This window comes from Herbiconiux sp. FW305-C-125, from assembly GCF_058783455.1.
In genome coordinates, this window is record NZ_JBYSYO010000012.1 from 83,717 (window position 1) to 95,351 (window position 11,635).

Genomic DNA, 11,635 nt, shown 5'->3' on the forward strand with positions numbered 1-11,635 from the left:
CCGACACCACCTCGAAGGAGAAGCGCATGACTCTGACCGGATACCTGAACACCCTCTCCGCCGAACCCGGCGAAGACGTGGATCTGATGATCAGCGCGAGCGCCGACGAGGTGGAGGTCGGTCTGGTGCGTCTGCGCCACGGCGATGACAACCCGCAGGGGCCGGGCCGCCGCATCCTCCCGGTCCCGGGTGTCGCGCGGCACACGGTGCCGGGGGGCCTGCGCGACGTGCACCTCGGATCGTGCATCGTCGTGCCGAGCATCGGCAGCCACTCACCGGCCGGGCTCGACCTCTCCGTGATCCTGCAGCCGACCGCGCCGGCCGCGGGTCGCGAGCAGGGCGTCCTCGCCCTCCTCGCGGCCGACGGATCGGCCGTGCTCACGGTCGTGATCGACGACGACGCCGCCGTCAGCGTGCGGGGCGGTGGCGGCGAGGTCGCGTCGATCGCCGTGCCGTGGCGGCGCGGCAGCTGGTACCGGCTGGAGCTCGAGGTCGCGGACGACGGCGGAGTCGCCGCCCGGTGCACCGAGGTTCGCGAGAGGCGGGAGTGCTGGTCCGGTGCTGCCGCCGGTGGCCCGATCCCGCTCGGCTCCCCCGCCGTCTCGGCGGTCTTCGGCGCCACGAGCTGCGCGAGAAGCGGTGCGCAGTGGGTGCCCGCCGGCGTCTTCAACGGCAAGATCGAGCATCCCGTGATCGCCCGACGGTCACCGGGTGGATCGCGCGCGGTCGTCGGGGACTGGCGGTTCGAGCGGGAGCCGGGCACCGCGCTCTGCATCGACGTGTCAGGGCAGGAACGCCACGGGCTCGTGGTCAACGCGCCTCTGCGGGCCGCCACCGGGTCGACCTGGCGCCGCGAGGAGGTGGACTTCACGAAGGTCCCCGACCAGTACGCCGCGATCCACTTCCACGACGACGACCTCGACGACGCCGGCTGGCCGCCGAGTCTGCGTCTCACCGTGCCGGACGGGCTCAAATCCGGTGTCTACGCGCTGGAGCTCCGCGCGGGTGACCTCCTCGACCACGTGCCGTTCGTGGTGCGCCCGCCGCAGGGCGGCCCGCGCTCCCAGATCGCCGTGCTCCTGCCCACCTTCACCTACATCGCGTACGGGAACGAGCGCATGGTCACCCGGCTCGACTTCGAGGGCGACCAGATGAGCGACCACCCCATCCACCCCGGTCACCGCGATCTCGAGCTCGCCGAGCATCCGGAGTGGGGGCTCAGCATGTACGACGTGCATTCCGACGGCAGCACCTGCTCGTACTCCACCCACCTGCGGCCCATCCCGAACCTCCGCCCCGACTACCGGGCCTGGCTGCAGGATGCGCCCCGGCACCTCAGCGCCGACCTGTACCTCGTCGACTGGCTGATGGAGAAGGGGTACCGCTTCGACGTGCTGACCGACCACGATCTGCACCGGGACGGCGCGGCCCTCCTCGCCGGGTACGACGTCGTCATCACCGGCAGTCACCCCGAGTACGTGAGCGCACGGATGCTCGACGCCTTCGACGCACACGCCGACGCCGGCGGCTCCCTCATGTACCTAGGCGGCAACGGCTTCTACTGGGTGACCAGTCAGGACGCGGCGCGGCCGCACCTGCTGGAGATCCGGCGTGGCCCGGTGGGCACCCGGCCGTCCGAGGGTGCCCCGGGCGAGGGGTTCCACAGCACGACCGGGGAGCCGGGCGGGATGTGGCGCCAGCGCGGCCGGTGGCCGAACGCCCTCACCGGAATCGGCATGACGGCGCAGGGCTGGGACTCGAAGGCGCCGGGGTACCGCCGGTCGGCCGATCTCGCCCCGGAGTACGCGTTCGTGTTCGAGGGGGTGACGGATGAGGTGATCGGCGAGTTCGGGCTCATCATGAACGGGTCCTCCGGCGACGAGATCGACCGCTTCGACCCCGAACGCGGCAGCCCGCCCGAGACCGTGGTGCTGGCCTCGTCGACTCCGCACAGCGACTTCTACCTCCTTGCCGGTGAGGATGTCCTGGCGTCGCGCGCCGGCCTCGGCGGCTCGGAGTGCGCGGACGTGCGGTCGGACATGACGTGGCTGGAGCGAGCGGGCGGCGGCGCGGTTTTCAGTGTCGGCTCGATCTGTTTCACGGGTGCGCTGTCGCACAACGGCTACGACAACTCGGTCTCGACGGTGATCGGCAACGTCCTCGGCGAACTGCTCCGCCGCGGTGCGGGGCCTCGGGCCTGACCCGGCTCGGCCACGCCCACCACGAACAGCTGCCACTGGAATATGCTCCGGATGTCGCAGCGCCAGCTCACTCAGCCTGCACGGCTCCTTCGCGGCCGCTGAGCAGCCATTATCGGTCCGGGTCAGACGCAGGATGCGCATCCCGGGACAGGGTCCGCGCTGCGGAACCGCATCGTTCTGCTTGGCGGAACGATGGGAGAAGCGCGCGAGCTCCTGAGGCCGGAGCCGCCCCGGCTACTTCGGCGTCGCGCCGCTCTCGAGGCCGTCGACGTTCGCGAGGTCGAGGTCGTAGTCGAACTGCGGCTCGTCCGTTTCGCCCGGCTCCCCCGGTTCCGCGGTGGCGATCGTGCGGTTGCGGGTCGACAGTGCGGCGAGCTGCTCGCGCAGCGTGGTCACCTCGGCGGCGAAGTCCGGTTCGTCGGCCTCGGCGTCCACGGGCACGGCGAGCACGTCGTTGCCCTGCCCGATCACGAGCTCGGCGGTGCGCGGGTCGCCGCCGGAGTCGTCGCAGATGGGGATGACGACGGCTTCGGCGAGACCCTTCTTCGCCAGTGCCGCGGTCAGTTCCACCAGCACGGTCCCGATCTCGTCGGAGGTCATCACGGATTCGCCGGCATAGGTGATCTGCTTCATCCCCCCACCTTCCCCTGAAGTCACTCCGCCCGCACCTTTCCCGTGCGGCCGGGCAGCCCCCGCTCGCCGAAGAAGCGCCGCTCGTGCTCGGCCGACACCAGGAACGCGGCGCGCATCGCCGCGCGCGTCGGCTCGTCGGCGGCGGCCGCAGCCGTGGTGACGACGTCGATCGCCTGACGGGTCGACGCGGCGAAGGCGGGGTCGGCGTAGGTGTCGAGCCAGGACCGGTACGGATGCGCGGGATGCGACCGTGGATGCAACCGCTGCCCCACGTCGTGGTACAGCCAGAAGCACGGCAGCAGCGCAGCGATCAGCACCCGGTGGTCGCCCCGGGTCGCGGTGGCGAGCAGGTGGTCGAGGTACGCGGTGGTGACCGAGTCGGCCCGGGTCGCGCGGAGCGCCTCATCCGTCAGCCACGCTTCGTGCAACTGCAACTCGCCCGCGATCGCCCCCTGCGCGCAGCCGGCCCAGAACGCCTGCTCGGCCGAGCTCGGGGCGAGCCGGGCGGCCCCGGCGAGCACCCGGGCGTAGTCGCGGAGGTAGAGGGCGTCCTGCCCGAGGTAGTCGAGGAAGGTGGTGCGATCGAGGGTGCCGTCGCCGAGCCCGCGCACGAACGGCAGGGCGTCGATGGCCGAGCGGATGCCCGCGACAGCACCCCACCACTCGGCCTCGACCTCCGCCGCCGTCGGCGCCGTGGTCGTGCCGCCACGCCGCCAGAGGCCGGCGAAGTGGTTCACCGGGCCGTGCCCGGTGCCGACCTCGAGCTCGTCGGCGTGCCGGATGCTCTCGGTGAGCCACCGCTTGGACTCGGCCGCCGCCAGGGCCCAGTCGCCCGTGGCGGCGACCCGGGTCGCGATCGCGGAGGAGAGCGAGCATCCGGTGCCGTGCGTGCTGCGGGTGTCGATGCGGACGCCGGGGAACTCGGTCACCACCACTCTGCCGCCGTCGGCCTCGACGAGGGCGTCGGGCATCCGCTCCCCCGCCGCGCCCGGCAGGTGGCCGCCCTTCGCTAGCACCCGCACGCCGTACCGGGAGGCGACGCGGCCCGCCTGGTCGAGTACCTCGTCCCACCTCTCCGCCGTGGGTTCAGCCGCCAGGATGGCCAGCTCGGGCACGTTCGGGGTCACCAGGTCGGCGCGGGAGAGCAGTCCGCGCAGGGCCTCCTCGGCGTCGGCGTCGAGCAGGCGGTCGCCGCTCGTGGCGACCATCACCGGGTCGAGCACCACGAGGGGCGGCCGCACCCGGTCGAGCCACCCGGCGACCGTATGGATCACCTCGGCGCCCGCGAGCATGCCGATCTTCACCGCGTCGATCGTGACGTCGTCGGAGACCGCGTCGAGCTGTTCGGCGAGGAAGGAGACCGGCGGCACGTGCACCGACCGCACGCCGTGGGTGTTCTGTGCGACGAGAGCGGTCACGACCGCCATGCCGTAGCCGCCGTTCGCGGCGATGCTCTTCAGGTCGGCCTGGATGCCCGCTCCGCCCGTCGGGTCGGTGCCCGCGATGCTCAGCACCCGCGGCACCCGCGCCGCCGCCACCTGGTCCCCGCTCATGCCGCGTCCCACGTCGCGCGCAGCTGCCGTGCCGCACCGCCGGGGTCGGGCGCCGCACAGATCGCTGAGACGACCGCCGCACCTGCCGCACCCGCTCGCCGCAGCGGCGCAAGGTCGGGCGCAGTCACCCCACCGATCGCGACCGCCGGCAGCGCGCTCAGGCCGGCCAGCCGAGCGAACTCCGTCAGCCCGAGCGGGGGCGGCGCATCCGCTTTGGTGGCGGTGGCGTGCAGCGCGCCGATGCCGACGTAGTCGACCACGCCCGAATCGGCGGCCGCCGCCAGCTGCTCCGGCGTCGACGCGCTCAGCCCGAGCACCGCCGCCGCGCCGATCAGCTCGCGCACCGCCGCAGCCGGCAGATCGGACTGCCCGACGTGCACGCCCGCCACCCGCTCTCCCGCAGCGCGCGCGGCGAGGAAGACGTCGACGCGGTCGTTGACGATGAGCGCCACGTCCGCCGGGATCACGCGTGCCAGCCGCGCGACCGTGTCGAGGAACCGGCGCGCCGGCGCATCCTTCTCCCGCACCTGCACCGCCGTCACGCCGTTCGCCGTCGCGGCCTGCACGAGGTCGACGAGGTCGTGCCCGGCCGCGCCCGCGATCCGCGTGTCGGTGACGAGGTAGAGGCTCAGGTCGGCGTTCACGAGACGACCGCCCGGATGCGCAGGGTCGCGGCGTCGAGGCCGGCGAGCGTGTCGAGGAACAGGGGCACGAAGCTGCCGGGGCCGGTGGCACGCCCGGCGGCGACTTCGGCGGCGATGTTGTAGACGGTGACGGCCGCGATCGCGCTCGTGAGCCCGTCCTCGCCGACCCCGGCGAAAGCGGCCATCACCGCGCCGAGGGCGCAGCCGCCGCCGGTCACCCGCGTGAGCAGGGGGTCTCCGTTCGCCAGACGCACCTCGTCGGTGCCGTCGGTCACGACGTCGACCGCGCCGGACACCGCGACCACTCCCCCGGTGCGGCGGGCGATGCGGCGGGCGGCGGCGACCGCATCCTCGACCGTGTCGACGGCATCCACCCCGCGGCCACCCTCGCCCGCGCCGTCGAGCGCGATGATCTCCGAGGCGTTGCCCCGCACGATCGCGGGGCGAAGCGCTACGAGCTCGGCCGCGAGCGCCGTGCGCACCGGCAGCGCGCCGATCGCGACCGGGTCGAGCACCCACGGCGTGCCGGCCGCACCGGCGGCGGCCGCGCACTCGCGCATCGCCGTGCGCTGTTCGGCGGTCGGGGTGCCGAGGTTGATCAGCGCGCCCGACGCGACGGCGGCGAAGGGGCCCGCTTCGCCCGGGATGTCGACCATCGCGGGCGCGGCCCCCAGGGCGAGGAGGGCGTTGGCGGTGAAGTTGCTCACCACGGCGTTGGTGAGGCACTGCACGAGCGGTGCCTGCTCGCGCACCGCCTGCCAGGCGTCGACGGTGGATTGGGTCAGCTGTTCCGGCGTGCGCGTCATGCGCGACATCCCTTCGCTAGTACGAACTAGATCAGGTTCGACGGGTGTGTTCTCAGCCCCGCAGGGCACCCCGTGTCACGTGTTGCCTCCAGGCTAGCCGACCTGGCGCCGAGTCCTCCGCCGTAAACGGATAAGTAATCCGTTTTAGGGGTACAGTGTTCTTCATGACTCCTTCCGTCCGGGCCGACGCGGTGCGCAGCCGCGAGCGCATCCTCGAAGTCGCCAAGGGGCACGACGCGGCCGACCTCCGGCTGAACGAGGTTGCGCGCGAGGCCGGCGTCGGCGTGGGCACGGTATACCGGCACTTCCCCACCGTGCGCGCGCTCGTCGAGGCGTTGAGCGTCGAATCGCTCCGCCGCCTGGGCGACGCGGCCGATGCCGCGGCACGCGAGCCCGATCCGCTCGTCGCGCTCCGCCGGTTCCTCGACGACGCGCTCGCGCTGCAGCTCGCCGACTCCGGCCTCCAGGCCGTGCTCGTCGACCTCGAACGCTCCGATCCCGCGGTGCACAGCGAGTGCACCGCGGCGCGAGCGCAGGTGCACGCCGGCTTCGGCACCGTCCTCGCCCGCGCCCAGGCCACCGGCGCCGTGCGCGCCGACCTCTCGGCCGCGCAACTGCAGCGGCTCGTATGCGGCGTCGAGCACGCCGTGCGCCTCGGCTCACCGGCCGATCGGCCGGTTCTTCTCGACGTTCTCATCGCGGGCATCCGCGCCTGAAAGGATCACCATGGACTACGGACACGACCTGCGCTTCGGCGCCTTCATCACCCCCACCGCGGGTGATCCGCAGACGCCTGTGCGCCTCGCCCAGCTCGCGGAGGCGTCCGGCCTCGATCTGGTCACCTTCCAAGACCACCCCTACCAGCCGTCGTTCCTCGACACCTGGACCCTCATGTCCTACGTCGCCGCCGCCACCGAACGCGTGCACATCGCGCCGAACGTGCTGAACCTGCCGCTGCGGCCTCCGGCGGTGCTCGCCGGCGCGGCCGCGAGCCTCGACCTCCTCTCCGGCGGCCGCCTCGACCTCGGCCTCGGCGCCGGCGCGTTCTGGGACGCGATCGAGGCGATGGGCACCCCGAAGCTCACCCCCGGCCAGGCCGTCACCGCTCTGGGAGAGGCGATCGCCATCATCCGGGCGCGCTGGGACACCGCGCAGCGCGGCGGTGTGTTCATCGACGGCTCGACCCACTCGGTGCACGGCGCGAAGCGCGGCCCCCGCCCCGCCCATGAGATCCCGATCTGGCTCGGCGCCCGCAAACCGCGGATGCTCGCGCTCATCGGCCGTGCCGCCGACGGCTGGCTCCCCTCGCTCCCCTGGCTCGAGCCGGGCGAGTACGCCCGGGGCAACGAGCGCATCGACGAGGCCGCCCAGGCCGCGGGCCGCGACCCGCGGAGCATCCGGCGGCTGCTGAACATCGGGCCGTCACCGAAGGATGCGCGCGCCTGGGCCGAGGAGCTCGCCGGCTACACGCTCGCCGACGGCGTCTCGACCTTCATCGCCATGGCCGACGACCCCCAGGCCCTGCAGTACTTCGGCGCCGAGGTCGCCCCGCTGGTGCGCGAGCTCGTCGAGCGCGAGCGGGCGCAGAGCGGGCTCGCGGTCGCGGCCGGGCCGGCGCGCTCGGTCGCGGCGCTCGCGCAGCGCCGCGCGGGCATCGCCTACGACGCCGTCCCCGCAGGGGTGCACGCCATCGAGCCGGGCGACTTCGAGTACCCGGATGTCGCGAACACGTACATGCGCGGCGGCCGGCCGGGGCTCGTGCTGCAACCCGCCGACGCCCAGCAGGTGGCGCTGGCGGTGGGTTTCGCGCGTGAGCATCCGGATGTCCCGCTCGCCATCCGCAGCGGCGGGCACGGCATCTCGGGGCGCAGCACGAACGACGGCGGCATCGTGATCGACCTCCGCCGGCTCAACGCGATCGAGGTTCTCGACCCCGCGCGACGGCTGGTGCGCATCGGCGCGGGCGCGATCTGGGCGGATGTCGCGGCGGCGCTCGGCGAGCACGGCTGGGCGCTCAGCTCGGGCGACTACGGCGGCGTGGGGGTGGGCGGGCTCGCCACGGCGGGCGGCATCGGCTGGCTCGCCCGCGAGCACGGTCTCACCATCGACCACGTGCGTGCGGTCGAGATGGTGCTCGCCGACGGCTCGGTGGTGCGCGTCGACGCCGAGACCGACCCCGACCTGTTCTGGGCCGTGCGCGGCGCCGGCGCGAACATGGGCGTCGTCACGTCGTTCGACTTCGAGGTCGACGAGGTGGGCGAAGTGGGCTGGGCCCAGCTCGTGATCGAGGCGAGCGACCCGGCGGCCTTCCTCGAGGGGTGGGGCGCGGCCGTGCAGGCGGCGCCGCGTGACGTCACGAGCTTCCTCATCATGTCGGGTGCCCGGCCCGGGCAGCCACCGGCGGCCATCGTGATGACCATGATCGACTCCGCCGACCCCGACACCGTCATCGAACGGCTCCAGCCGTTCGCGCAGCTCGGGCCGCTGCTGCAGCAGTCGGTGCAGTTGACGAGCTACGCGCAGGTGATGGCGAACAACGAGCACGGTCCGCAGCGCGGCGCGGGCGAGCCGGTGACCCGGTCGGCCCTCGTCGACCGCATCACCCCCGAGCTCGCTGCGGCGATGGCCCGCGTGCTCGCGAGCGGCGCCACCCACTTCTTCTCGCTGCGTGCACTGGGCGGGGCCGTGGCCGACGTGCCCGACGACGCGACGGCGTTCGCGCACCGCTCGGCGGCGTTCTCGATCGCGACCTTCGGTTCGAACGAGGGCCGACTGGCGGCGGCCTGGGCCGACATCGCGGCGCACTCGCGGGGGCTCTACCTGAGCTTCGAGACGTCGCTCCGCCCCGAGCGCATCGAGGAGGCCTACCCGCCGGCCACGCTGGAGCGCCTCCGCGCGATCAAGTCGCGGGTCGACCCGCAGAGCCTGTTCCGCGACAACTTCGCCATCGCGGCCGAGGTCGCCGTCACGGGGTAGGCTCCGCCGGCCATTCGCGCCCGCCTTCTAAGAAGGCTGGAAGAAATTCGGATGATCGTTGAGAGGGTAGACCCCGATCGACTCACCCGAATCGAGCTGACGATGACCGAACGCACCCTCACGGCGCCCCGCGCCGAGCACCGCCGCGCGACCGACCCGCTGGACCGCGCCCGACGCATCCGTGGCCGCCGCCGGATGCGTGCAGCCGACCTCATGGTCGCCCTGTGCTGGACCTCGGTCGCCGCCGCGGTGAGCCTGTGGCTGGCGTACGGCGGGCTCGGCCAAGTGACCGATCTCGCCTCCGGCCTCACCGCCGCCGGCATCGTGACCGGGCTGGTGGGAACGGACCTGATCCTCGTGATGCTCGTGCTCGCGGCCCGCATCCCGGTGATCGACCGCGTCGTCGGGCAGGACACCGCGATGGCGTTCCACCGCCGCCTCGGCAAGCCCGCCCTGTACCTCATCCTGGCGCACGGAGTGCTCCTCACCATCGGGTACGCGATGACCGACGGCGTCACCGTCGTGGCCGAGACGGTCAGCCTGTTCCGGGGAACCGACATGGTTCTGGCCTACCTCGCGCTGGCCCTGCTCGTGGCGGTCGTGGTCACCTCGGTCGTCGCCGTGCGCCGCCGCTTCTCGTACGAGGCGTGGCACCTCATCCACCTGCTGAGCTACCTCGCCGTGCTCACCGCGGTGCCGCATCAGCTGAGCGCCGGCGGCGTGCTCGCCGCCGGATCGGTGCAGCGTGTCTACTGGATCGCGCTTTACGTGCTCGCGTTCGGGTCGATCGCGGTGTTCCGGTTCCTCGTTCCGGCTTTCCGCAGCGCCCGCCACGACATCCGGGTCGCAGGCGTCGAAGCGGTGGCGCCCGGAGTGGTGTCGCTGCACCTGCGCGGCAAAGGCCTCGACCGGCTCCAGACGCACGGCGGACAGTACGCGATCTGGCGGTTCTGGACCGGCGCGACCTGGTGGCACGCGCATCCGATCTCCTTCTCCGCGGTGCCCACCGCGACCTCGGCCCGCATCACCGTGCGCGACCTGGGGTCGGGCAGCGCAGCGATCAGCCGGGTCAGGCCGGGCACCCGCGTATCGATCGAGGGGCCGTACGGCGTGTTCACCGACAGTCACCGGGTCGCCCCGAAGGTCGCGGTCATCGCCGCGGGCATCGGCATCACGCCGGTGCGGTCGTTGCTCGAGCACTCCGCGCTCCGGCCCGGTGAGGCCACCGTGATCCTGCGCGGCAGCGATCCCGCGCAGACCTACCTGTGGCACGAGATCGGCGAGCTCCGCAGCATGCGCGGCAACGCCGTCTACACGATGCTCGGCGCCCGCCCGCGGGGCCTCGCCACCTGGATGTCGGCGGAGGCCCTCGCTCGCGGGGTCACGATCACCACGGCGTTCCCCGACCTGCTGAACTCCGACCTGTACGTCTGCGGGCCACAGTCCTGGGCCGATCTCGTCATCCGCGACGCCCGGGCCGCCGGGCTCCCCGAGGCGCAGATCCACGTGGAGAGGTTCGACTGGTGAGGGCCCGCGCGCTCGCCCTGAGCATCCTCTCCTCCGCGGCCGTGATCGCGGTCGGCTGGCAGCTCGGCACCCAGGGCCAGGTGGGCACGGCGACGGATGCGTCGGCCGGCACCGCGCCCGCGTCGCCGGACTCGGTAGGCACACCGGCGGCATCATCACCGGCCACCTCGTCGTCCTCCGGGTCCACCCCGGCGCCGACGACCGCCCCGACGACCGCCCCCACCACCGCGCCGTCGACGCAGGCACCGGCCCCGACCGGGGTCTCCGGCACCTTCACCGGCGCATCCGCCTCGACCCGGTTCGGCGACGTGCAGGTGCAGATCACGGTGCAGGACGGCACGATCACCGACGTCGTCGCCCTGCACCTCACCGACCGCGATTCGCGCTCGGTCTCGATCAGCAACCGGGCCGCCCCGATGCTCCGCCAGCAGGTGCTCGCCGCGCAGTCGGCGAAGATCCAGGGCGTCTCGGGCGCCACATACACGAGCGAGGGCTACCTGAGCTCGCTGCAGTCCGCGCTCGACCAGGCAGGCCTCTGACCGTGGCCGTGCACGTGTTCGACACCATGGGAACGACGGTCAGCCTGCGTTTCGCGGATGCCCTCCCGAACGCGACCGTGCTGGCCGCCGTGGAGGAGGCCTTCCGCGAGTTCGACCGGCGGTTCAGCCTCTATCGCCCCGACTCGGAACTCAGCCGGGTGGCTCGCGGCGACCTGGCGCTGACCAGGACGACTCCGGAGTTGCGGGAGGCGTACGCCGAGGCGCTCGAGTGGGAACGACGCACCGCCGGTGCCTTCACGCCGCACCGCCCGGACGGGGTCGTCGACCTCGCCGGTACGGTCAAGGCGAAGGCGATCGACGCGGCCGGGTGCATCCTCGACCGGGCTGCTCAGACCGACTGGATGCTCAACGCCGGCGGCGACATCCTGATTCGGGGGTCGTTCCTGGCGGCCCCGTGGCGGGTGGGCATCGTCGACCCCGACGACCGCGGCGAGCTGCTCGGCGCGGTCGAGCTCACCGGGCGCCGCCGCGCGCTCGCGACCTCGGGCACTGCCGAGCGGGGCGAGCACGTCTGGCGCGCGGGCACATCCGGTGCCGGCGTCTTCCGGCAGGTGTCGGTGTGTGCCGACGACATCCTGACCGCCGACGTGCTCGCCACGGCGATCCTGGCTGCCGGGCCCGACCGCTGCCAGGAGATCCTCGACGGTTTCGACGTGGATGCCCTCCTGGTCGACGATCGCGGCGGCCTGACCGCCACGCCCGGCCTGACCGCCGCAGGTCTCGCCCCCGCATGAC

General features: G+C 73.0%; 10 protein-coding genes and 1 riboswitch. Of the genes, 6 read left to right on the forward strand and 4 right to left on the reverse strand.

Annotated features, from left to right (window positions below):
- Positions 1-26 precede the first annotated feature (26 nt).
- Positions 27-2,201 (forward strand): N,N-dimethylformamidase beta subunit family domain-containing protein, encoded by a 2,175-nt coding sequence (locus AC3WLB_RS21305; RefSeq protein WP_492509476.1) that lies wholly within the window; start codon positions 27-29, stop codon positions 2,199-2,201.
- Between the two features lie 234 nt (positions 2,202-2,435).
- Here AC3WLB_RS21305 and AC3WLB_RS21310 read toward each other — a convergent pair whose 3' ends face one another.
- The 4 genes from AC3WLB_RS21310 to thiM all read right to left on the reverse strand — a co-directional run bounded on the left by AC3WLB_RS21310 (position 2,436) and on the right by thiM (position 5,837).
- Positions 2,436-2,834: a hypothetical protein gene (locus tag AC3WLB_RS21310; RefSeq protein WP_492509478.1), complete on the reverse strand. Its 399-nt coding sequence runs from the start codon at positions 2,832-2,834 to the stop codon at positions 2,436-2,438.
- Positions 2,835-2,854: 20 nt separating this feature from the next.
- Positions 2,855-4,387 (reverse strand): bifunctional hydroxymethylpyrimidine kinase/phosphomethylpyrimidine kinase, encoded by a 1,533-nt coding sequence (locus AC3WLB_RS21315; protein WP_492509480.1) that lies wholly within the window; start codon positions 4,385-4,387, stop codon positions 2,855-2,857.
- Positions 4,384-5,031 (reverse strand): thiamine phosphate synthase, encoded by a 648-nt coding sequence (thiE, locus tag AC3WLB_RS21320; protein ID WP_492509482.1) that lies wholly within the window; start codon positions 5,029-5,031, stop codon positions 4,384-4,386. The genes AC3WLB_RS21315 and thiE overlap by 4 nt, the downstream gene beginning before the upstream one ends.
- Complete coding sequence (gene thiM / locus AC3WLB_RS21325) at positions 5,028-5,837, reverse strand: hydroxyethylthiazole kinase (protein WP_492509484.1); 810 nt, start codon at positions 5,835-5,837, stop codon at positions 5,028-5,030. Before thiM ends, thiE begins: the two co-directional genes overlap by 4 nt.
- Positions 5,829-5,920, reverse strand: a riboswitch (TPP riboswitch). It overlaps the preceding gene by 9 nt.
- A gap of 81 nt (positions 5,921-6,001) precedes the next feature.
- Here thiM and AC3WLB_RS21330 point away from each other — a divergent pair.
- From AC3WLB_RS21330 to AC3WLB_RS21350, 5 genes are all read left to right on the forward strand, one after another.
- Positions 6,002-6,553 (forward strand): TetR/AcrR family transcriptional regulator, encoded by a 552-nt coding sequence (locus AC3WLB_RS21330; protein ID WP_034334072.1) that lies wholly within the window; start codon positions 6,002-6,004, stop codon positions 6,551-6,553.
- Between the two features lie 10 nt (positions 6,554-6,563).
- A complete protein-coding gene (locus tag AC3WLB_RS21335) occupies positions 6,564-8,813 on the forward strand; it encodes an LLM class flavin-dependent oxidoreductase (RefSeq protein WP_492509487.1) in 2,250 nt (749 codons plus the stop codon).
- A gap of 102 nt (positions 8,814-8,915) precedes the next feature.
- Positions 8,916-10,340 carry a ferredoxin reductase family protein gene (locus AC3WLB_RS21340; protein WP_492509489.1) on the forward strand — a complete coding sequence of 475 codons (1,425 nt, stop codon included), beginning with the start codon at positions 8,916-8,918 and terminating at the stop codon, positions 10,338-10,340.
- On the forward strand, positions 10,337-10,879 hold the full coding sequence (locus AC3WLB_RS21345; RefSeq protein WP_492509491.1) for an FMN-binding protein: 543 nt from the start codon (positions 10,337-10,339) through the stop codon (positions 10,877-10,879). The genes AC3WLB_RS21340 and AC3WLB_RS21345 overlap by 4 nt, the downstream gene beginning before the upstream one ends.
- A gap of 2 nt (positions 10,880-10,881) precedes the next feature.
- Positions 10,882-11,634: an FAD:protein FMN transferase gene (locus tag AC3WLB_RS21350; RefSeq protein WP_492509493.1), complete on the forward strand. Its 753-nt coding sequence runs from the start codon at positions 10,882-10,884 to the stop codon at positions 11,632-11,634.
- The last annotated feature ends 1 nt before the right edge of the window (position 11,635 follow it).